The sequence below is a fragment of the Streptomyces rubellus genome (assembly GCF_036323805.1).
GTDB lineage: Bacteria > Actinomycetota > Actinomycetes > Streptomycetales > Streptomycetaceae > Streptomyces.
This window is the reverse complement of record NZ_JAZDCX010000004.1, coordinates 126853-147952: the sequence shown is the minus strand read 5'-3', so window position 1 is coordinate 147952 and position 21100 is coordinate 126853. Positions and strand designations below refer to the sequence as shown.

The window sequence follows — 21100 nt, the reverse complement described above, 5'->3', positions numbered from 1 at the left end:
GGGCGCGGTGCACCCCGAGCCCTTCGGGGCCCGCCTGCGCCGTGCCCTGGACGACCGCGGCCCGCTGTGCGTCGGCATCGACCCGCACCCCGGGCTGCTGTCCGCCTGGGGACTGGACGACGACGTGGCGGGCCTGGAGCGCTTCACGCGCACGGTCGTGGACGCCCTCGCCGGGCAGGTGGCGGTCCTCAAGCCGCAGTGCGCCTTCTTCGAGCGCTTCGGCTCCCGGGGGATCGCGGTGCTGGAGCGGGCGATCGCCGACGCGCGGTCGGCCGGGGCGCTGGTGCTCACCGACGCCAAGCGCGGCGACATCGGCTCCACCATGGCGGCCTACGCCACCGCCTACCTCGATCCGGGCAGCCCGCTGTTCTCCGACGCGGTGACCGTCAGCCCCTATCTCGGTTTCGGCTCGCTGCGGCCCGCCCTGGACGCGGCCCGGTCGGCCGGTTCGGGTGTCTTCGTGCTGGCGCTCACCTCCAACCCGGAGGGCGCCGAGGTGCAGCGGGCCACGGTCGCGGACGGCGCCTCGGTCGCCCAGACGGTGCTCGGCCACATCGCCCGGGAGAACGCCGGGGCCGCCCCGCTCGGCTCGGTCGGCGCGGTGGTGGGCGCCACCCTGGGGGAGGCCGGCGTCGACCTGGCGGTGAACGGCCCGCTGCTGGCTCCCGGACTCGGGGCGCAGGGAGCCACCGCCGAGGACCTTCCCCGGGTCTTCGGCGCCGCCGTGCGTGATGTCGTGCCGAGCATCAGCCGGGGCGTCCTGGGGCGGGGCCCCTCCCCGGCGGCGCTGCGCGAGGCGGCCGCCCGGGAGACCGGCCGCCTCCGGGCGGTCCTGGGCTGAACCCCGGACCGCCCGGAGACCGTCCCGCGGCGGCCCATGTGCGGCCTCCGCAGGGGGTCTTGGCGCCCCCGAAGCGCCCCGGGAGCCCCTCTCCGGGGCGCTTCGGGGGCAGTGGCCGGGGGAGCGGAGGCCGTGGAACCGGCCTCCCGATGTAGGTATTTGTCCTTGAATGTCCCGGTCGACTTGAGTCTGACCTGGACTTTTCGCTTGTTCTCGCTGACTCTGGCGTCCGGGGCCGCTAGTCTCCGACGAGAGCACCGCGAATTCCGGGGTCTCCCCAGGTCCGGAGGGCCGAGTCTGGTTCTCCCCGGGGCCAGGGGGCCGGGGGACGTGTTGCTCGTTGCCCCGCGGAAGCGGGGCTACTAGGTTCCTCACCGATCATCCGTATCCGACAGTTCGACATCCGAGGTGACGTAGGCGTGGCTCTTCCGCCCCTTACCCCTGAACAGCGCGCAGCCGCGCTCAAGAAGGCCGCCTCGGCTCGCCGGGAGCGCGCCGAGGTCAAGAACCGACTGAAGCACTCCGGCCTCTCGCTCCACGAGGTCATCAAGCAGGGCCAGGAGAACGACGTCATCGGCAAGATGCCGGTCTCAGCCCTCCTGGAGTCCCTGCCCGGCGTCGGCAAGGTCCGGGCCCGCCAGATCATGGAGCGGATCGGCATCTCCGAGAGCCGCCGGGTGCGTGGCCTGGGCTCCAACCAGATCGCCTCTCTCGAGCGCGAGTTCGGCGGCGGTTCCGCCTGACGTTTCCGGGTCACCCCGGGAACCGGGATAATCGCCGTATGAGTGAACGTCCGCGGCTGACCGTGCTCTCCGGCCCCTCCGGGGTCGGCAAGAGCACGGTCGTCGCTCATCTGCGCAAGGTCCATCCCGAGGTCTGGCTCTCGGTCTCCGCCACCACCCGCGGGCCGCGCCCCGGCGAGCGCCACGGTGTCCAGTACTTCTTCGTCGACGACGAGGAGTTCGACAAGCTGGTCGCCAACGGCGAGCTGCTGGAGTGGGCGGAGTTCGCGGGAAACCGCTACGGGACGCCCCGGCGGGCCGTACTGGAGCGGCTGGCGGCGGGCGACCCGGTGCTCCTGGAGATCGACCTCCAGGGCGCGCGGCAGGTGCGCGAGTCGATGCCCGACGCCCGGCTGGTCTTCCTCGCCCCGCCGAGCTGGGACGAGCTGGTCCGCCGGCTCACCGGCCGGGGCACCGAGTCCCCCGAGGTCATCGAGCGGCGGCTGGCGGCGGCCAGGATCGAACTGGCGGCCGAGCCGGAGTTCGACGTCACCCTGGTCAACACCTCCGTCGAGGACGTCAGCCGCGAGCTGCTAGCCTTGATGCAGGTTACGTGATCCCCGTCCGCATGCCCCGGCGTCCTCGCCGGACCGCCGGGACCGGGACACGGGTCACCGCCCGCCCGGCGCACCGGCCCCGGATCACCACCCGTACTGTCCACCGCTGCGGAAGGTAGAGAGTGTCCTCTCCCATTTCCACGCCCGAGGGCATCATCAATCCGCCGATCGATGAGCTGCTCGAAGCCACCGACTCGAAGTACAGCCTGGTGATCTACGCCGCCAAGCGCGCGCGTCAGATCAACGCCTACTACTCGCAGCTCGGTGAGGGCCTGCTGGAGTACGTCGGCCCGCTGGTGGACACCCACGTCCACGAGAAGCCCCTGTCGATCGCGCTCCGCGAGATCAACGCGGGTCTGCTGACCGCCGAGGCGACCGACGCCCCGGCGCAGTAGCCACCCGGCCGCCGCGGTCGGCGGCCGCACCGGCGCGCACCACCGCGCCACGGGCCCGGCAGCCGCGCTGCCGGGCCCGTGGTGTGTCACGGAGGTGGCCGGGACGCGGGGACACCGCGAGGGGAACGCCGCGGGAAGACCCGGCGGGAAGAACGCCGTGCGAGCTCCGGGAGAGGCGAGGATGCACACACCCGACAAGCCCAGGGTGGTCCTGGGGGTCAGCGGCGGCATCGCCGCCTACAAGGCGTGCGAGCTGCTGCGGCGGCTGACCGAGTCCGGCCACGACGTACGGGTGGTGCCGACCGAGTCGGCGCTGAACTTCGTCGGCGAGGCCACCTGGGCGGCGCTGTCCGGGAACCCGGTGGCGACCGGGGTCTGGGAGGACGTCCACGAGGTCCCGCACGTCCGCATCGGCCAGACGGCCGATCTGGTCGTCGTGGCGCCCGCCACCGCCGACACCCTGGCCCGGGCGGCCCACGGGCTCGCCGACGACCTGCTGACGAACACCCTGCTCACCGCCCGCTGCCCGGTGGTCTTCGCGCCCGCCATGCACACCGAGATGTGGGAGCACCCCGCCACCGCCGAGAACGTGGCCACCCTGCGCCGCCGCGGCGCGGTCGTCGTCGAGCCCGCCGTCGGACGGCTGACCGGGGCGGACACCGGGAAGGGGCGGCTGCCCGAGCCCGGCGAGATCCTCGAGGTCTGTCTGCGGGTGCTGGCCCGGGGCGCCGGGGGCGGGCGGGATCTGGCCGGACGCCATGTGGTGGTCAGCGCGGGCGGCACCCGCGAGCCGCTGGACCCGGTGCGCTTCCTGGGCAACCGCTCCTCGGGCCGGCAGGGGTACGCCCTGGCGCGCACCGCGGTGGCGCGCGGCGCCCGGGTCACCCTGGTCGCGGCCAACACCGCGCTGCCCGATCCCGCGGGCGCGGACGTGGTGCGGGTGGGGACGGCCGTACAGCTGCGGGAGGCGGTGCTGAAGGCCGCCGGGGACGCGGACGCGGTGGTGATGGCCGCGGCCGTGGCCGACTTCCGGCCCGCCCGCTACGTCCAGGGGAAGATCAAGAAGCGGGACGGGCAGGACCCGGAGCCGGTCGCCCTGGTCCGCAACCCCGATGTCCTCGCCGAACTCTCCGCGGCCCGGCCCCGCCCCGGGCAGGTGGTCGTCGGCTTCGCCGCCGAGACCGACGACGTCCTGGCCAACGGCCGTGCCAAACTCGCCCGCAAGGGGTGCGACCTGCTGGTCGTCAACGAGGTGGGCGAGGACCGGACGTTCGGCTCGGCGGAGAACGAGGCCGTCCTGCTGGGTGCCGACGGCCGCGAGACACCCGTGCCGCACGGCCCCAAGGAGGCCCTGGCCGACACGGTGTGGGACGAGGTCGTCCGCATGCTGAACCCCGGGTGACCTCCGGAAACCGCCGGGAACCGCTCTGACCTGCTCGTACTGTCTTTTCCGGCGGCTTTCGGGGCTCCCGTCCGGAGCGTACGGCACGGTGCGGATGTGTCGGAGTGCGAGACAACCTGGCCGAACCGTGAGGACCTGCGGATAAACTGACGGCGGACCGCGCCCGGGTGCCGGTCCGCCCGAACACAGTCAGCAGCCGCTGCAACCCCAGGGAGCGATGTGTCCCGCCGCCTGTTCACCTCGGAGTCCGTGACCGAGGGCCACCCCGACAAGATCGCCGACCAGATCAGCGACACCATCCTCGACGCCCTCCTGGCGCAGGACCCGACCTCCCGGGTCGCCGTGGAGACGCTGATCACCACCGGCCTGGTGCACGTGGCCGGTGAGGTGACCACCGCGGCGTACGCGGACATCCCCACCCTGGTGCGGGAGAAGGTCCTCGCCATCGGCTACGACTCCTCCAAGAAGGGCTTCGACGGCGCCTCCTGCGGGGTGTCGGTGTCCATCGGCGCGCAGTCCCCGGACATCGCCCAGGGCGTGGACACCGCGTACGAGCAGCGCGTCGAGGGAGATCAGGACGAGCTGGACCGGCAGGGCGCCGGCGACCAGGGCCTGATGTTCGGCTACGCCTGCGACGAGACCCCCGAGCTGATGCCGCTGCCGATCCATCTGGCGCACCGGCTCTCGAAGCGGCTGACCGAGGTCCGCAAGAACGGCACCATCCCCTACCTGCGCCCGGACGGCAAGACGCAGGTGACCGTCGAGTACCACGGCGACAAGGCCGTCCGGCTGGACACCGTGGTGGTCTCCTCCCAGCACGCCTCGGACATCGACCTGGACTCGCTGCTGGCCCCGGACATCCGCGAGTTCGTCGTCGAGCACGTCCTGGCCCAGCTGGTGGAGGACGGGATCAAGCTGGACACCGACGGCTACCGGCTGCTGGTCAACCCCACCGGCCGGTTCGAGATCGGTGGCCCGATGGGCGACGCGGGCCTGACCGGCCGGAAGATCATCATCGACACCTACGGCGGCATGGCCCGCCACGGCGGCGGCGCGTTCTCCGGCAAGGACCCCTCCAAGGTGGACCGCTCGGCTGCCTACGCGATGCGCTGGGTGGCCAAGAACGTGGTGGCCGCCGGGCTGGCCTCGCGGTGCGAGGTGCAGGTGGCGTACGCGATCGGCAAGGCCGAGCCGGTGGGCCTGTTCGTGGAGACCTTCGGCACCCACACCGTCGAGGTGGAGAAGATCGAGCAGGCCATCTCCGAGGTCTTCGACCTGCGCCCGGCCGCCCTCATCCGCGACCTGGACCTGCTGCGCCCGATCTACGCCCAGACGGCCGCCTACGGCCACTTCGGCCGCGAGCTGCCCGACTTCACCTGGGAGCGCACCGACCGCACCGACGCGCTCCGCAAGGCCGCCGGGCTGTAGTCCCGGGAGCTCTCCGGCGCCACCGACACGGTCCGGCTCCCGCCCCGGGGTTGTCGTCCGGCCGCGGGAACCGGACCGTGTCGGTGGCTTCTGGTAGGACTGAAGGCTGTGAGCAGCGAGAACGGTCGGCCGGACGACACCCCGGGGCAGGAGCCGCCGGGGAGTGAGCAGCTCGCGCTGATCCGGGAGACCGTCCGCCGGGCCAGGCCGTCCCGGGCCCGGCCGCGCACCTGGCGCGGGGCCGAGCTCGCCGAGCGCGACCCGGTCGCCCGGGTCCTGGTCGACAAGGGGCTGCTCCACCTCGACCGCCTCTTCGACTACGCGGTCCCCGCCGCCATGGACGCCGAGGCCCGGCCCGGGGTGCGGGTGCGGGTCCGTTTCGGGGCGGGGGAGCGCGGCGGGCGCCGCGAGGGCGGCGGCCTGGTCAACGGCTTCATCGTCGAGCGCCGCGCGGAATCCGACTTCCCCGGCGTCCTGGCCCCCATCGCCCAGGTGCTCTCCCCGGAGCCGGTCCTCACCCCCGGTCTGCTGGCCCTGTGCCGGGCCGTCGCCGACCGCTACGCCGGGGCGCTGGCCGACGTCGTCCAGCTGGCCGTGCCCCCCCGTATGGCCCGCGCCGAGCGGACGGCCGGACAGGCCGCCGGACGGACCGGGCCGGACGGCGCGGCGGCGGCCGGCGTTCCGCGCCCCTCGCCCCCCGCCCCGGGCGGCTGGGCCCGCTACCCGGCCGGGCCCGGCTATCTGCGGGCCCTGGCCGCCGGCGAGTCCCCCCGCGCGGTGTGGACGGCGCTGCCCGGCCCGCACTGGCCCGAGGAGCTGGCCCGGGCGCTGGCCGCGACCCTGGCCGCCGGCCGCGGCGTGCTCGCCGTACTGCCCGACGGGCGGGCCGCCGCCCGGGTGGACGCCGCCCTGGCCGCCCTCGTCGGCACCGGGCACCACGTACTGCTCACCGCCGACGCCGGGCCCGAGGCCCGTTACCGCCGCTGGCTCGCCGTCAGCCGTGGCACGGTGCGCGGTGTGGTCGGCACCCGCGCCGCGATGTTCGCGCCCGTGCGCGACCTCGGGCTCGCCGCGATCTGGGAGGACGGGGACGCCGGGCACCGCGATCCCCACGAGCCGATGCCGCACGCCCGCGAGGTGCTGCTGCTGCGCGCCGCCCGGGAGGGGTGCGGCTTCCTGCTGGGCGCGCACGGCTGCACCGTGGAGGCCGCGCAGCTCGTCGAGACCGGCTGGGCCCGCCCGCTGGCCGCCGACCGGGACGCGGTGCGCGCGGCGGCACCGCTGGTGCGCACCGTCGGCGACGGGGACGAGGCGCGCGATCCCGCCGCGCGTGCCGCCCGGCTGCCCTCCCTCGCCTGGGAGACCGTCCGCGACGCCCTCGGACGCGGCCCGGTGCTCGTCCAGGTGCCGCGCCGCGGCTATGTGCCGAAGCTGGCGTGCGCGCGCTGCCGGGAGCCCGCCCGCTGCGCCCACTGCGCGGGTCCGCTGGCGGCCACCGGCGAGCGGACCCCGCCCGGCTGCGGCTGGTGCGGACGCGCCGTGCCGGAGTGGACGTGCCCGGAGTGCGGCGGCACCCGGCTGCGCGGCCAGGTCTTCGGGGCCCGGCGCACCGCCGAGGAGCTGGGCCGGGCCTTCCCGGCCGTCCCCGTGCGCACCTCCGGACGCGACCACGTCCTGGCGTCGGTGCCCGACCGGCCCGCCCTGGTGGTCAGCACCCCGGGCGCGGAGCCGGTGGCCGAGGGGCCGGGATACGCGGCGGCGCTGCTGCTGGACGGCTGGGCGCTGCTGGGCCGCCCCGACCTGCGGGCCGCGGAGGAGGCGCTGCGCCGCTGGCTGGGCGCCGCGGCGCTGGTGCGTCCCCGGTCCGGGGGCGGCACGGTGGTCGTCATGGCCGAGCCGACCCTGCGCCCCGTCCAGGCGCTGGTCCGCTGGGATCCGGCCGGACACGCCCGCCGCGAACTGGCCGAGCGGGCCGAGCTGGGCTTCCCGCCGGTGTCCCGGATGGCCGCGGTGACCGGGCCGCCCGAGGCCGTCGCCGAACTGCTGGAGTCGGCCGACCTGCCGGCCGGCGCCGAGGTGCTGGGGCCGGTGCCGCTGCCGGTGGCCCCGCCCGGGCGCCCCCGGCGCCCGGGCGCTCCCCCGCCGGGGGAGCGGTGGGACCGGGCGCTGGTCAGGGTGCCGCCGGGCAGCGGCGCCGAACTCGCGGCCGCGCTCCGTACCGCCCGGGCGGCCCGGCTCGCCCGCCGTGCGGGCCCGCCCGTGCGGGTCCGTATCGACCCGGAGGACATCGGCTGACGGCGCCGCCGCCCGCGGTCCCGGGCCGTCCGGCGCCGGGGGCCGGAGAGCAGGGCAGCGCCGGGAACGGAGAAAAAGCGTGCCAAGCGCCCGCCTGGCAGTGTGGGACCTGCCAGGCGCCCGGCAGCGGGTCAGCCGTTGCGGGGGCCGGGCAGGGCGTTCGGCCGCGGCTCCGCCGACCGGTCGGACCGGCCCGGCAGGGCCGTGGCACCGTTGGCCACCGGACGGGCGGGCGGCGCGGCGGTGCCCTCACCGCCGGCGCTCCGCCGGGCCGCCGGGTCCTCACCCGTGCCGCCCTCCGCGTCGCCGCCCGTGCCGTGCTGCTGCGCCGCCGTGGTCCGCCGAGTGCCGTAACGGCGGTGGACGGCCTGCTTGGTCACCCCGAGGGCCGAGCCCACCGCGTCCCAGGAGAATCCCAGTGAGCGGTCGAACTCCACCGCCGACGTCACCAGTGACTCCACACTGTCGCGCAGCTCCTGGGCGAGCCGTACGGTGGGTGCCGGGGCCCGGCCGTAGACGACGAAGCCCGCGGACGGGCCCGCACGCCGCGGCCGGTAGACGTTGCCGAGCTGGGACGTGAGGGTGCGCAGCGCGTCCACCTGTCGGCGGACCCGCTCGATGTCCCGCACCAGCAGGTGCAGACTGGCCCGTGTCCGGGCGTCGGGGGTGGCGTGGTCGGCCATTGGAAGCCTCTCGAACCGCGTGGGAGGGACCGGCCGCGTCCGCGGCCCGTTTCGGTCAAGGTGCATTGACCAACGCCGCTCGGCCACCGGGGTCACGCTGCGGGGCTCGCGAACAGCCGTGGGAGCGGTCCACCGCCGGGCGCACGCCCCCGGAGCGCCCCCGGGAGACCGGGCGCTGACGGACCGTAGACTGGTGCGCCGTTCCGCGTACCGTCCGTGTCCCTTGCGGGCCCGGGCCGGTCCCGCCGTCCGCGAGAGGTGTTTCCCCGCCCATGAGGCTCGTCTTCGCCGGTACCCCAGAGGTCGCCGTACCCGCCCTCGACGCCCTGATCGCCTCGGAGCGGCACGAGGTCGCGGCCGTCGTCACCCGGCCCGACGCGCCGGCCGGCCGCGGGCGCCGCACGGTGGCCAGCCCGGTCGCCGAGCGGGCCGAGGAGGCGGGCATCGAGGTCCTCAAGCCCGCCCGCCCCCGGGACGAGGACTTCCTCGCCCGGCTGCGCGAGATCGCCCCGGACTGCTGCCCGGTCGTCGCCTACGGGGCGCTGCTGCCCCGGGCCGCCCTCGACATCCCGCCCCGGGGCTGGGTCAACCTGCACTTCTCGCTGCTGCCCGCCTGGCGCGGCGCGGCCCCCGTCCAGCACGCGATCATGGCCGGGGACGAGGTCACCGGCGCCGCCACCTTCCTGATCGAGGAGGGCCTGGACTCCGGCCCGGTCTACGGGGTGGTCACCGAGGAGATCCGGCCCACCGACACCAGCGGCGACCTGCTGACCCGGCTGGCCTTCGCCGGTGCCGGGCTGCTGGCCGCCACCATGGACGGGATCGAGGACGGCACCCTGCGGGCCGTCCCGCAGCCCGCCGAAGGCGTCAGCCTCGCCCCCAAGATCACCGTCGAGGACGCCCGCGTCGACTGGTCCGCCCCCGCGCTGCGCGTGGACCGGGTGGTGCGCGGCTGTTCGCCCGCCCCCGGCGCCTGGACCGTCTTCCGCGGCGAGCGCCTCAAACTGCGGCAGGTCGCCCTGGCCCCCGACCGTACCGGACTGGCCCCCGGCGAGCTGTCGGCCGGGAAGAACGCCGTGTACGCCGGGACCGGCTCGCACGCCGTGGAGCTGCTGTGGGTCCAGCCGCAGGGGAAGAAGCCGATGGCGGCGGCCGACTGGGCGCGCGGGGTCCGTATCGCGGCGGGCGAGCGGCTGGGCGGGTGACCGGGGAGCGGCCGGACGCGGCGGGCCGGGGACGTAGGCTGGTAGGCCGCGCCCGCCCCGCGGTCCACCGCGCGTCCTCCCGACCCCCAGCCGGAGCACCCCACCCGTGAGCAGTCGGCCCCGCCGTCCCGCCAGGCCCCACCACCGTCCCAACCGCGGCTCGGACTCCCGTCCGGACCGCGGCCCGAACCGCCGCCCCAAGCGGGACCCCGTCCGCGCCCTCGCCTTCGAGGCGCTGCGGGCCGTCGACGAGCGCGGTGCGTACGCCAACCTCGTCCTGCCCCCACTGCTGCGCCAGGCCCGCGAACGGGACGGCCTGGACGGCCGCGACACGGCGCTCGCCACCGAACTGGTCTACGGCACCCTGCGCCGGCAGGGCACCTACGACGCGGTCATCGCGGCCTGCGTGGACCGGCCGCTGCGCGAGGTGGACCCGCCCGTGCTGGACGTCCTCTCGCTCGGTGCCCACCAGTTGCTGGGCACCCGCATCCCCTCCCACGCGGCGGTGAGCGCCACGGTGGAGCTGGCCCGTGCGGTGCTGGGGGAGGGGCGGGCGAAGTTCGTCAACGCCGTGCTGCGCCGGATCGCCGCCGACGACCTGGACGGCTGGCTGCGGAAGGTGGCCCCGCCCTACGAGGAGGACCCCGAGGAGCACCTGGCGGTCGTCCACGCCCACCCCCGCTGGATCGTCTCCGCCCTGTGGGACGCGCTCGGCGGCGGACGCGAGGACATCGAGGCCCTGCTGGCCGCCGACAACGCCCGTCCCGAGGTCACCCTGGCGGCCCGCCCCGGCCGGGCCGCCGCCGCGGAACTGCTGACCGGCGACGCGGCACCGGGCCGCTGGTCGCCGTACGCCGTCCGGCTCGCCGAGGGCGGCGACCCGGGCGGGATCGACGCCGTGCGCGAGGGGCGGGCCGGAGTGCAGGACGAGGGCAGCCAGCTCGTCGCCCTCGCGCTGGCGAACGCCCCGCTGACCGGCGGCGACCGCCGCTGGCTGGACGGCTGCGCCGGACCGGGCGGCAAGGCCGCCCTGCTGGGCGCGCTGGCCGCCGAACGCGGCGCGGCCCTGCTCGCCGCCGAACGGCAGCCGCACCGCGCCCGGCTGGTCGCCCGTGCCCTGGCGGGCAACCCCGGCCCGTACCAGGTGGTCACCGCCGACAGCACCCGCCCGGCCTGGCGGCCCGGCAGCTTCGACCGCGTCCTGGTCGACGTGCCCTGCACCGGTCTCGGTGCGCTGCGCCGCCGCCCCGAGGCCCGCTGGCGCCGCCGCCCGGACGACCTGGACTCCCTCGTGCCGCTCCAGCGGGAACTGCTCACCGAGGCGCTGCGGGCCGCCCGTCCCGGCGGTGTCGTCGGCTACGCCACCTGCTCGCCGCACCCGGCCGAGACCCGGGCCGTCGTCCGGGACGTACTGGCCCGCGAGGGCGCCGAGCCGGTCGACGCCCGCCCGCTGCTGCCGGACATGCCCGGCCTGGGCGAGGGCCCCGACGTCCAGCTGTGGCCGCATCTGCACGGCACCGACGCGATGTACCTCGCCCTGCTGCGCCGGGTCTGACGCCGGTCCGGGCCGCCCGCCGGCCGGTGGCGGGGACGCCGCGCCGGCTACCCCGGCCGCCCCGCCCCCGGACAGGCGGCGCACCGGACCAGTTCGGCGGTGGTGGGCGCCTCCAGGGTGGCCACGATCCGCCCTTCGGCCAGCACCAGCGCCCGGTCCGCCCAGGCGGCGGCGACCGGATCGTGGGTGGCCAGCACCAGGGTCTGGCCGAGGCCGCCGACCAGACCGGCCAGCAGATCGAGCAGCTCGTGGGCGGTGCCCGGATCCAGTGAGCCGGTCGGTTCGTCGGCGAGCAGCACCGCCGGCCGGGCCACCAGCGCCCTGGCGAGAGCGACCCGCTGCCGCTGCCCGGCCGGCAGTTCGCCCGTGCGGCGGGTCAGCAGCCCGGCGGTCCCGGTCCGTTCGAGCACCGCCCGCAGCCACACCCGGTCCGGTGCCTGGCCGGACAGCCGCAGCGGAAGCGTGATGTTGTCCGCGGCGCTCAGCTCCGGGAACAGGCCGCAGGACGGGGATACGAAGCCGATCCGGCGGCGGCGCAGTTCGGTGCGGCGGGTCTCGTCCAGCGAGCCGATCTCGGTGCCCTCGACGAGGACCCTCCCGCCGGTGGGGGTGTCCAGCCCGGCGGCGCAGTGCAGCAGGGTGGTCTTGCCCGCCCCCGAGGGGCCCAGCAGGGCGGTGAACGTCCCCGGCACCGCGGTGAGGGACACCTCCCGCAGCACCCGGACGCCACCGGGATGCACCTTGTCGATCCGCTCCAGCGCCAGGGCGGGCACCCGCCGGGTGGTCAGCCCGCCCTTCTCCCCGCCGCGGGCCCGTTTCACCGGCGGTGGCGCAGCCGGTGGTGGACGATCAGCGCGGCGGCGCATCCCAGGGCGGCCGTCCCGAACCCGGCACCGACGACCGGGCCGAGGCCGGCGGAGGCGGCCACGGAGCTGCCGACCGCGCTGACCAGCAGCAGCAGCCACAGCACCGGGCGTACGGGCCCGCCCCCGGAACCGGCCGGCCGCGGCCGGCCCGGCGGCCCGGCGGGCCCGGTGAGGCGGTACGGCTCCGGCACGTGCGCTCCCTGCTCGGTCGGTCTTCGCCCGATGGGCCGTCGGCGTCCACCGACGCTACGGATCACCGCCGCCGACCGCGATCCAGCCAGCGGCCCGGTCCGGGTACAGCCTGCTGTACCCTGTCCTCCCCACCGCCCTCCCGTCCGTGCGGGAACGGGAGGGGGACCGGCCCGGCGGCGGCCCGCGCGGTGCTCTATCCTCGCTGGCCATGGGGCCGGCCGGAGGAGGTGCGGATGCCGGACGTCGACTCCGTGCCGGCCGCTTCGGGACCGGCACGCTCCCGGGACGCGTTCACCCGTGCCCGCGCCGCTCTCGACGCGCTCGAACACCTCTGCGGCGGGCTGGGCACCGCCGTCCTGGCCGTGCTGGCGCTGTTCTGGCTGGCCGTCACCCTGCTGCTGTGCCCGGTCGGCGTGGGGCTGCCCATGGTGCCCCTGGCGCTGCGCCTCGTACGGGCCGTGGCCGAGCGGGAGCGCGCCCGGCTCTCCCGCTGGGGGCCCCGGATCGTCGGTCCGTCCCCGGGGCCGCTCCGGCTGCGTGCCGCCGCCGCGGATCCGGCCACCCGGCGGGAGCTGGGCTGGCTGGTCACCCACGCGACGGCCGGGCTGTTCCTCGGACTGCTGGGCCTGACGATGCCCCTGCGGGCGGTGCAGGACAGCACCTTTCCACTGTGGTGGGGGCTGCTGCCGGCGGCGGAGGCCGAGTCCTCGGCCCTGGGGCTGTGGACGGTGCACGACCAGGGCGACGCCCTGGGGGTGGCCGCGCTGGGCCTGGGCTGGCTGGCGGCCTCGGTGCTGCTGATGCCGGTCCTGGCACGTCTGCAGGCATGGCCCGGACGGCGGCTGCTGACACCTGGCCCCGGTACCGACCTCGTGCTGCGCGTCGCCGAGCTCACCGCCACCCGCGCCGCCGCGCTGGACGCGCACGCCGCCGAGCTGCGGCGCATCGAGCGCTCGCTGCACGACGGCACCCAGAACCGGCTCGTCGCCGTCAACGTCCTGCTCGGCGCCGCCCGCCGGGCGCTGGCCCGTGACCCGGCCGGTGCCGACGCGGTGCTGGAGCGCGCGCAGGAGGCGGCCGAACAGGCGCTCGCCGAACTCCGCGGGGTGGTCCGCGGCATCCTGCCGCCGGTGCTGACCGACCGGAGTCTGGCCGACGCCCTCACCTCGCTGGCCGCGACCTGCCCGGTGCCCTGCCGGGTGGACACCTACCTCCCCGGCCGGTGCGCCGCCTCCGTCGAGGCGACGGCCTACTTCGTGGTGGCCGAGGCGCTCACCAACGCCGCCCGGCACAGCGGCGCCCGGCACGCCGCCGTCACCGCCCGCCGCGACGGGGACCGCCTCCACCTGCGGATCACCGACGACGGCAAGGGCGGCGCCGACGAGGGCGGCGGGTCCGGTCTCACCGGCATGCGCCGGCGGACCGAGGCGCACGACGGAACCCTGACCCTGACCAGCCCGCCCGGCGGGCCGACCACTGTCGAAGTGAGCCTGCCATGCGGATCGTGATAGCAGAGGACGACTCCCTGCTGCGGGAGGGGCTCGCGCTGCTGCTGCGCGCCGAGGCCCTCGACGTGGTGGCCACCGCCGACAACCCCGGCGACTTCCTGGCCGCCGTCGACGCCCACCGGCCCGAGGTGGCCATCGTCGACGTCCGGATGCCGCCGACCCACACCGACGAGGGGATCGTCGCGGCCGTGGAGGCCCGGCGCCGTCACCCCGGGCTGGCCGTGCTGGTGCTGTCCGCGTACGTGGAGCGGGCCTTCGCCACCGAACTGCTCGCCCAGGGCGGCGCCGGCCTGGGCTATCTGCTCAAGGAGCGGGTCGGGCGGGTGGAGGAGTTCCTGGACGCGCTGCACCGGGTGGCGGACGGCGGCACCGCCGTCGACCCCGAGGTCGTCGCACAGCTCCTGGTGCGCGGCCGGTCCGACACCCGGCTGGACCGCCTCAGCCCCCGGGAGCGCGACGTGCTGGCCCTGATGGCCGAGGGGCTGGGCAACGCGGCCATCGCCGAGCGGCTCGTCGTCACCCAGGGGGCCGTGCACAAGCACATCCGCAGCATCTTCGCCAAGCTGGACCTGACACCCACCGACCGCACGGACCGGCGTGTCGCCGCCGTCCTGCACTATCTGGAGGAGTCCCAGGGGAGGGGCTGACCGCCGCGGGGTAGTGCCTGCTGTACCGCGCGGGCTCCAGCGGCCGGGATCGACTCCCAGGCCCGCCGGGAGCATCCTGGCCCGGCCAGTGCCGACCGCCGTCCCACCCGGAGTCCCCGACGTGCCGCAGCTCCGCACCCTGCCCGCGCCGTCCGCCACTCGGTGGCGGGCGCTCCTCGCCGCCGTCCTCGCCGTGCTCGCCCTCCTCGCGGCCGCGGCCGTGACCGGCGACGCCGCCGCCCCGAGCCCGCGGCCGACGGTCCTGTCCGGCCACGGCACCGGTCCCGCCGCCGGCTGAGCCGGCACCGGGCGGCGGGCGGACCGCCGCCGCCCGCCATACTGGGGCCATGGTTCAGATCAACCCCAGCATCCTGTCCGCCGACTTCGCGCGTCTGGCCGAGGAGGCGCGGCGTGTCACAGGGCCCGAGGGCGCCGACTGGCTCCATGTGGACGTGATGGACAACCACTTCGTCCCCAACCTCACCCTCGGTGTCCCGGTCGTCGAGTCGCTGAGCCGGGCGACCGACACTCCGCTGGACTGCCATCTGATGATCGAGTCCCCCGACCGCTGGGCTCCGCAGTACGTCGAGGCGGGAGCCGGATCCGTCACCTTCCACGTGGAGGCCGCCGCCGCCCCGGTCCGGCTGGCCCGCGAGATCCGCGCCAAGGGCGCCCGCGCCGGCATGGCCCTCAAGCCCGCCACCCCGATCGAGCCGTACGAGGACCTGCTCCCGGAACTGGACATGCTGCTGGTGATGACCGTCGAGCCGGGCTTCGGCGGCCAGGCGTTCCTCGACATCATGCTGCCCAAGATCCGCCGTACCCGGCAGCTGATCGACAAGCACGGACTGCGGCTGTGGCTCCAGGTGGACGGCGGCGTCTCGGCCGAGACCGTCGAGCGGTGCGCCGAGGCGGGCGCGGACGTCTTCGTGGCGGGCTCGGCGGTCTACGGCGCGGACGACCCGGCCGCGGCCGTACGGTCGCTGCGCGCGATGGCACAGGAGGCGGCGGGAGTGCCCGGCGGCCCGTGCGCCCACTGAGAGCCGGGCGGCCGAACGGCGCGCCGGAGCATGGGTGCACTGTGCACGGAGTGGATCGGCGCCGGTACGGATCTGCAAGGATGAACCCGCAGGCCGAGGACGGGGCAACAGGAACGAGGTGAGTGCGGTGTCGACCGGGCGGTCAGCCACGAGAATGGGTCCCGCCGAGCTGATGCAGGCGGCAGCCATGGCGCGCCGCTTCTATCTGGAGGGCAAGTCCAAGATCCAGATCGCCGACGAGTTCGGGGTGAGCCGCTTCAAGGTGGCCCGGGTGCTGGAGACCGCGCTGGAGCGGGACCTGGTCCGCATCGAGATCCGGGTCCCCGCCGAACTGGACGCCGAACGGTCCGACGCGCTGCGCGCCCGCTACGGACTGCGGCACGCCGTCGTCGTCGAGTCGCCCTCGGACGCCGCCGAGGACGCCGCCGACCCGGAGAACCTGGGCGAGGTCGCCGCCGACCTGCTCGGTGAGCTGGTCACCGAGGGCGACGTCCTGGGTCTGGCCTGGGGGCGCTCCACCATCCACATGGCCACGGCGCTGCACCGCCTCCCGCCGTGCACCGTCGTCCAGCTCACCGGTGTCTACGACGCGGGCACCGCGGAGCGCGGCTCGGTGGAGGCGGTCCGCCGCGCCGCCGCGGTCTCCGGCGGCGAGGCCCACCCCATCTACGCGCCGATGCTCCTGCCGGACGCGGCCACCGCCGCGGCGCTGCGCGGCCAGACCAGCATCGCGGCGGCGTTCGAGTACTTCGACAAGGTGACCGTGGCCGCGGTGTCCATCGGTTCCTGGGAGCCGGGCGTCTCCACAGTCCACGACATGATCAGCGAGGAGGAGCGCGCCCACTACGCCTCGCTCGGGGTCGCCGCCGAGATGTCCGCCCACCTCTTCGACGCCGAGGGCCGCCGCATCGGCCGCGACCTGGGGGAGCGCTGCATCACCGTCGAGGCCGACCGGCTGCGCCGCATCCCCGAGGTCATCGCCATCGCGGGCGGCCGCCGCAAGGCGGAGGCGATCTGCGCGGTGCTCCGCTCCGGGCTGGTGACCAGCCTGGTCACCGACACCGCCGCCGCCGACCGGCTGCTGCGGGAGACCGAACCGGGCCCCTGGCCCGCGCTGGAGCGGGTGGACCCGGACGAGGGCGCCGCCTGAGGGAGCGCGCCTCCCCCGGAGGAGACGGTCCCCGAGGGACGCCTCCCCGGGCCCCGGCCTCCCCGGGGTCTCCCGGAGGGGCGGCCCTCCGCGCGGGGAACCTCTCCCGCCGGGGGCTCCGTACCGCCGTGTGACAATGAGGTACGTGCGATTCCTCAATGACCAGCGGCCCCCGTACGACCTCACCTACGACGACGTCTTCATGGTGCCGGGCCGCTCCGCGGTCGGCTCCCGGCACGCGGTGGACCTGTCGACCCCGGACGGCAGCGGCACCACCGTGCCGCTCGTCGTGGCCAACATGACCGCGGTCGCGGGGCGCCGGATGGCCGAGACGGTCGCCCGCCGCGGCGGGCTGGCGGTCATCCCGCAGGACATCCCCCTCGACGTGGTCACCGAGGTGGTCTCCTGGGTCAAGCGGCGCCACCTGGTCCTGGACACCCCCATCGTGCTGGCGCCCACCGCCACCACCGGCGAGGCGCTGGCCCTGCTGCACAAGCGGGCGCACGGCGCGGGTGTCGTCACCGAGGACGGGCGGCCGGTCGGCGTCGTCACCGAGTCCGACCTGACCGGGGTGGACCGCTTCACCCAGCTGCACCAGGTCATGACCCGGGAGATGCTGCTGCTGGACGCCGGCATCGACCCGCGCGAGGCGTTCACCCGCCTGGACACCGCGCACCGCCGGGTCGCCCCCGCCGTGGACGCCGACGGACGGCTGGTGGGCATCCTCACCCGCAAGGGCGCCCTGCGCGCCACGCTCTACACCCCCGCGACCGACGACCGGGGCGGGCTGCGGATCGCCGCCGCCCTCGGCATCAACGGCGATGTCGCCGGCCGAGCCGAGGGGCTGCTGGCCGCCGGGGTGGACACCCTGGTCGTGGACACCGCGCACGGCCACCAGGAGTCGGCGCTCGCCGCGGTGCGGGCGGTGCGTGCCCTGGAACCGCGCGTCCCCGTCGTCGCGGGCAACGTCGTCTCCGCCGAGGGCACCCGCGACCTGCTCGAGGCGGGGGCCGACATCGTCAAGGTCGGGGTCGGGCCGGGCGCCATGTGCACCACCCGGATGATGACCGGGGTGGGCCGCCCGCAGTTCTCCGCCGTCCTGGAGTGCGCCGCCGAGGCCCGCCGGCACGGCGGGCACGTCTGGGCCGACGGCGGGGTGCGGCATCCGCGGGACGTGGCCATGGCGTTGGCCGCGGGCGCCTCCAACGTCATGATCGGCTCCTGGTTCGCCGGGACGTACGAGTCTCCCGGGGACCTCCAGCAGAGTGCCGACGGGCGGCTGTACAAGGAGAGCTTCGGCATGGCCTCCGCCTGCGCCGTGCGCAACCGCACCGCCGAGGAGTCCCCGTACGACCGGGCCCGCAAGGCGCTGTTCGAGGAGGGCATCTCCACCTCCCGGATGTTCCTCGACCCGGCCCGGCCGGGCGTGGAGGACCTGATCGACACGATCGTCGCCGGAGTCCGCTCCGCGTGCACCTACGCCGGTGCGGCCGATCTGGCGGAGTTCGCCGAGAAGGCCGTCGTCGGCGTGCAGAGCGCCGCGGGGTACGCCGAGGGCAAGCCGCTGCCCGCCGGCTGGTAGGCCCGGCCCGCCGGGGGTGCGGGCCCGCCGCGGCCCGCACCCCGGACCTGTCCGCTCCCCTTCCGGGAGCGGGCCGTTGCTGCTGTGATGGGGCGCGTGAACGAGTGGACACGCGAGGGACACGGCGGTACCGGAGCCGGGGCGATCACCCCCGACGGCTGTGCGGTGGAGGTCTACACCCGCCTCCCCGCCGGCGACGAACCCGAGGTCGTCGCCTCGGCCGTCCCCGCCGGGGCGAGCCTGCTGGAACTGGGCTGTGGCGCGGGCCGGGTGACCCACCCGCTGCTGGAACGCGGCTTCGCGGTGACGGCCGTCGACGAGTCGCCGGAGATGCTGGCGCACGTGCGCGGTGCCCGCACCGTCCATTCGTCCATCGAGACACTGGATCTCGGCGAGCGCTTCGACGCCGTCCTCCTGGCGTCCTTCCTGGTGCACGCGGGCGACGTCCGGGTGCGCGACGCGCTGCTGCGCGCCTGCCGGCGGCATGTCGCGGACGACGGCTGTGTCCTGGTCCAGCGCGAGGGCGAGGACTGGCACGAGAGGGTGCCGCGGGAACGGAGGGCCGGGGACGCCCTGATCCGGATCGTCTCCGCCGAGCCCGACTCGGACCCCGAGGTGTCGTCCGTCCGCTGTGAGTACACCTTCCCGGACGGCACATGGACCCAGACGTTCCGCTCGCGGCGGCTGAGCGGGGAGGAGTTCGAGCGGGCGCTGGCCGGTGCGGGCCTCGCCGTGGACGCCTACCTCACCGAGGACCGGACCTGGGTGCGGGCGCTTCCGGTGCGGTGACGCGCGGGCGGGGTGCCCGGACGGTCGCGGCGTCCGCGGGTGGCCGGTGTGCGAAGCTCTGGGTGAAATGCCAGGTGTGCGACCGATTCCGCAAGGAGCCGTACCGCGATGGACCAGGGCACCGCGTCCCCCGCACCCGAGCCGCGTCCCCCGGCGGCCGGCTCCCGGCTGACCCGCCGCAAGCCCGTCGAACTGTTCACCGCCGACGGCCGGGGAGAGGGCGGTGCGCTGCGGCGCTCGCTCGGGGTGTGGCAGCTGACGGCGATCAGCATCGGTGCGACGCTGGGCACCGGCATCTTCGTCGTCCTGGGGGAGGCCGTTCCCGAGGCGGGCCCGGCCGTGGTCCTCTCCTTCGCCCTGGCCGGGGTGACCGCCCTGTTCTCCGCCCTGTCCTACGCCGAACTGGCCGGCACCATCCCGGTGGCCGGCTCCGCCTACAGCTACACCTACGCCACCATGGGCGAACTGCTCGGCTGGGTCATCGGCTGGTGCCTGATCCTGGAGTACGGGGTGTCGGTGGCCGCCGTCGCCGTGGGCTGGGGCGAGTACCTCAACGAACTGCTCGACGGCACCGTCGGCGTCACCCTCCCCGACGCGCTGGCCGCCCCGCCGGGCGAGGGCGGCCTCTTCAACCTCCCCGCCCTGCTGCTCGTCCTGCTGGCCACGGCCCTGCTGCTCGGCGGCGTACGGGAGAGCGCCACCGCCAACGCCGTCATGGTGGTGGTGAAGATCGCCGCGCTGCTGATGTTCTGCGCCGTCGCCGTCACCGGGGTGCGCGCCGGGAACTACACCCCGTTCATGCCGCTGGGCCTGGCCGGGGTCAACGCGGCGGCCGCGACGCTGTTCTTCTCCTACATCGGCTTCGACGCCGCCTCCACGGCCGGTGAGGAGGCGAGGAACGCCCGGCGCGACCTGCCGCGCGCCATCATCCTGTCGCTGGCCGTCGTCACCGTGCTGTACTGCCTGGTCGCCGCCGTCGCGGTGGGCGCCCTCGACTGGCGGGGGTTCACCGGCTCCGAGGCGGCTCTCGCCGGGATCCTCCAGCGCGTGACCGGCCAGGCCTTCTGGTCGGTCCTGCTGTCCCTGGGGGCCGTCGTCGCCATCGCCAGTGTCGTCCTGGCGGTCCTGTACGGCCAGACCCGCATCCTGTTCGCGATGGCCCGTGACGGGCTGATTCCGGGGATCTTCTCCCGGGTGCACCCGGGGACCGGCGTCCCGCGTGCCAACACCCTGTTCGTGGCCGCCTTCTGCGGTCTGCTGGCCGCGGTGATCCCGCTGGGCCGGCTCGCCGACGCCACCAGCATCGGCACGCTCTTCGCCTTCGCGCTGGTCAACGTCGCCGTCATCGTGCTGCGCCGCACCCGCCCGGACCTGCCCCGCGGTTTCCGCGTCCCGCTCTTCCCGCTGCTGCCCGCGCTCGGCTTCGCCTTCTGCGCCTGGACGATGGCCGGTCTGGACGCGGTCACCTGGACGGTCTTCGGCCTCTGGCTGGCCGGGGGCCTGGGGGTCTACCTCGGCTACGGCATCCGCCACTCCCGCCTGAACACCCTCGGCTGAGGGCGGGATGCCGCGGGCCGGTGCGGCCGGCCCGCGGCATCCTGTCCAGCGCTCAGGTGCACTCGCCGGACTTGGCGACGGCTTCGGCGTAGGCGGCGATGAGCTTCTTCATCGCCGCCTCGTCGGGTGAGCCGGAATCGGCGACCCTCGCTGCCACGAAAAGCTTTCCGTCGGACACCCGCGGGTTCTTGCAGGTGACCTCTCCGACGGCTCCGGTGTCCGAGTAGAGGTAACGTCCGTCCTCAGTCTCCTTGTCGCCAGGCTCGACACCGGGAAACACGGAGGCGTAGTCGCGCAGCGAATCCGTGTCCTCCCACCACTCGATGCTGAGATCGAGAGCCGGCTCGCCGTCCACGTCGATCAGGCAGCGATCCAGCCCCTCGGCCTTGGACGATTCGCTTGCGGAGATCTGGTCCCCCGAGGGCAGGAGGGATTCCAGCGGGCCGGACGGCACGGCCGTACCGCACAGGGAGGAAGGGATCTCGTAGTTGCGCTTCTCCTGCTCTGACGAGCACGCGGCCGTGCCGAGGCCCAGAGCCAGCACTCCGGCGGCCAGGATCAGAAGCCGGATCTCCGGCCTCAGGTGTTCTCCGATGCCTTTCACTTCGACCTTCTGCGTCAGTTGG

General features: G+C 75.5%; 20 protein-coding genes, 1 tRNA gene and 1 pseudogene. 17 read left to right on the top strand and 5 right to left on the bottom strand.

The window, feature by feature from the left end; translation table 11 throughout:
* Nucleotides 1-7 precede the first annotated feature (7 nt).
* The 3 genes and pseudogenes from pyrF to gmk form a co-directional block, all read left to right on the top strand.
* Nucleotides 8-841 (top strand): orotidine-5'-phosphate decarboxylase, encoded by an 834-nt coding sequence (gene pyrF / locus V1L54_RS06270; RefSeq protein ID WP_330117002.1) that lies wholly within the window; start codon nt 8-10, stop codon nt 839-841.
* 419 nt (nt 842-1260) lie between these two features.
* Complete coding sequence (locus V1L54_RS06265; RefSeq protein ID WP_100204307.1) at nt 1261-1584, top strand: integration host factor; 324 nt, start codon at nt 1261-1263, stop codon at nt 1582-1584.
* 38 nt (nt 1585-1622) lie between these two features.
* Nucleotides 1623-2108: pseudogene (gmk, locus tag V1L54_RS29425) on the top strand (guanylate kinase); the annotation flags it as partial.
* On the opposite strand, the gene V1L54_RS06260 reads toward gmk, so the two are convergent.
* Nucleotides 2068-2132: transfer RNA gene (locus V1L54_RS06260), tRNA-OTHER, on the bottom strand. The pseudogene gmk and the gene V1L54_RS06260 overlap by 41 nt on opposite strands.
* A gap of 170 nt (nt 2133-2302) precedes the next feature.
* Here V1L54_RS06260 and rpoZ point away from each other — a divergent pair.
* The 4 genes from rpoZ to V1L54_RS06240 all read left to right on the top strand — a co-directional run bounded on the left by rpoZ (nt 2303) and on the right by V1L54_RS06240 (nt 7700).
* Nucleotides 2303-2575: a DNA-directed RNA polymerase subunit omega gene (rpoZ, locus tag V1L54_RS06255; RefSeq protein WP_100204309.1), complete on the top strand. Its 273-nt coding sequence runs from the start codon at nt 2303-2305 to the stop codon at nt 2573-2575.
* A 181-nt stretch (nt 2576-2756) separates the two neighbouring features.
* Nucleotides 2757-3977, top strand: a complete 1221-nt coding sequence (gene coaBC, locus V1L54_RS06250; RefSeq protein ID WP_330116869.1) for a bifunctional phosphopantothenoylcysteine decarboxylase/phosphopantothenate--cysteine ligase CoaBC — start codon at nt 2757-2759, stop codon at nt 3975-3977.
* A 219-nt stretch (nt 3978-4196) separates the two neighbouring features.
* Nucleotides 4197-5405: a methionine adenosyltransferase gene (metK, locus tag V1L54_RS06245; RefSeq protein ID WP_330116868.1), complete on the top strand. Its 1209-nt coding sequence runs from the start codon at nt 4197-4199 to the stop codon at nt 5403-5405.
* A 108-nt stretch (nt 5406-5513) separates the two neighbouring features.
* Nucleotides 5514-7700, top strand: coding sequence for a primosomal protein N' (locus V1L54_RS06240; RefSeq protein WP_330116867.1), 2187 nt, complete (start codon nt 5514-5516; stop codon nt 7698-7700).
* 131 nt (nt 7701-7831) lie between these two features.
* On the opposite strand, the gene V1L54_RS06235 is transcribed toward V1L54_RS06240, so the two are convergent.
* Nucleotides 7832-8383 carry a hypothetical protein gene (locus tag V1L54_RS06235; RefSeq protein ID WP_330116866.1) on the bottom strand — a complete coding sequence of 184 codons (552 nt, stop codon included), beginning with the start codon at nt 8381-8383 and terminating at the stop codon, nt 7832-7834.
* Between the two features lie 272 nt (nt 8384-8655).
* On the opposite strand from V1L54_RS06235, the gene fmt reads away from it, so the two are divergent.
* Nucleotides 8656-9588, top strand: a complete 933-nt coding sequence (gene fmt, locus V1L54_RS06230) for a methionyl-tRNA formyltransferase (protein ID WP_330116865.1) — start codon at nt 8656-8658, stop codon at nt 9586-9588.
* 106 nt (nt 9589-9694) lie between these two features.
* Nucleotides 9695-11143 (top strand): RsmB/NOP family class I SAM-dependent RNA methyltransferase, encoded by a 1449-nt coding sequence (locus V1L54_RS06225; RefSeq protein ID WP_330116864.1) that lies wholly within the window; start codon nt 9695-9697, stop codon nt 11141-11143.
* A 47-nt stretch (nt 11144-11190) separates the two neighbouring features.
* Here the strand turns inward: V1L54_RS06225 and V1L54_RS06220 are convergent, their stop codons facing one another.
* Complete coding sequence (locus V1L54_RS06220) at nt 11191-11964, bottom strand: ABC transporter ATP-binding protein (RefSeq protein ID WP_330116863.1); 774 nt, start codon at nt 11962-11964, stop codon at nt 11191-11193.
* Nucleotides 11961-12200 (bottom strand): hypothetical protein, encoded by a 240-nt coding sequence (locus V1L54_RS06215; protein WP_330116862.1) that lies wholly within the window; start codon nt 12198-12200, stop codon nt 11961-11963. Before V1L54_RS06215 ends, V1L54_RS06220 begins: the two co-directional genes overlap by 4 nt.
* A 234-nt stretch (nt 12201-12434) precedes the next feature.
* Between V1L54_RS06215 and V1L54_RS06210 the strand changes: the two genes are divergently transcribed.
* The 8 genes from V1L54_RS06210 to V1L54_RS06175 all read left to right on the top strand — a co-directional run bounded on the left by V1L54_RS06210 (nt 12435) and on the right by V1L54_RS06175 (nt 20474).
* A complete protein-coding gene (locus V1L54_RS06210) occupies nt 12435-13709 on the top strand; it encodes a sensor histidine kinase (protein WP_330116861.1) in 1275 nt (424 codons plus the stop codon).
* The gene (locus tag V1L54_RS06205) at nt 13697-14356 is read left to right on the top strand and encodes a response regulator (RefSeq protein ID WP_330116860.1); all 660 of its coding nucleotides are present in this window, start codon (nt 13697-13699) and stop codon (nt 14354-14356) included. The genes V1L54_RS06210 and V1L54_RS06205 overlap by 13 nt, the downstream gene beginning before the upstream one ends.
* Before the next feature lie 121 nt (nt 14357-14477).
* Nucleotides 14478-14654 carry a hypothetical protein gene (locus tag V1L54_RS06200; protein WP_330116859.1) on the top strand — a complete coding sequence of 59 codons (177 nt, stop codon included), beginning with the start codon at nt 14478-14480 and terminating at the stop codon, nt 14652-14654.
* Nucleotides 14655-14703: 49 nt separating this feature from the next.
* Entirely contained in the window at nt 14704-15396 is a 693-nt protein-coding gene (gene rpe / locus V1L54_RS06195) for a ribulose-phosphate 3-epimerase (RefSeq protein WP_330116858.1), read from the top strand.
* Between the two features lie 154 nt (nt 15397-15550).
* On the top strand, nt 15551-16546 hold the full coding sequence (locus V1L54_RS06190) for a sugar-binding transcriptional regulator (RefSeq protein WP_330116857.1): 996 nt from the start codon (nt 15551-15553) through the stop codon (nt 16544-16546).
* Nucleotides 16547-16691: 145 nt separating this feature from the next.
* A complete protein-coding gene (locus V1L54_RS06185) occupies nt 16692-18128 on the top strand; it encodes a GuaB1 family IMP dehydrogenase-related protein (RefSeq protein ID WP_330116856.1) in 1437 nt (478 codons plus the stop codon).
* Between the two features lie 96 nt (nt 18129-18224).
* Nucleotides 18225-18917, top strand: coding sequence for a class I SAM-dependent methyltransferase (locus V1L54_RS06180; protein WP_330116855.1), 693 nt, complete (start codon nt 18225-18227; stop codon nt 18915-18917).
* Nucleotides 18918-19025: 108 nt separating this feature from the next.
* Nucleotides 19026-20474 (top strand): amino acid permease, encoded by a 1449-nt coding sequence (locus V1L54_RS06175; protein ID WP_330116854.1) that lies wholly within the window; start codon nt 19026-19028, stop codon nt 20472-20474.
* A gap of 52 nt (nt 20475-20526) precedes the next feature.
* Here the strand turns inward: V1L54_RS06175 and V1L54_RS06170 are convergent, their stop codons facing one another.
* Nucleotides 20527-21078: a hypothetical protein gene (locus V1L54_RS06170; protein ID WP_330116853.1), complete on the bottom strand. Its 552-nt coding sequence runs from the start codon at nt 21076-21078 to the stop codon at nt 20527-20529.
* Nucleotides 21079-21100 lie beyond the last annotated feature (22 nt).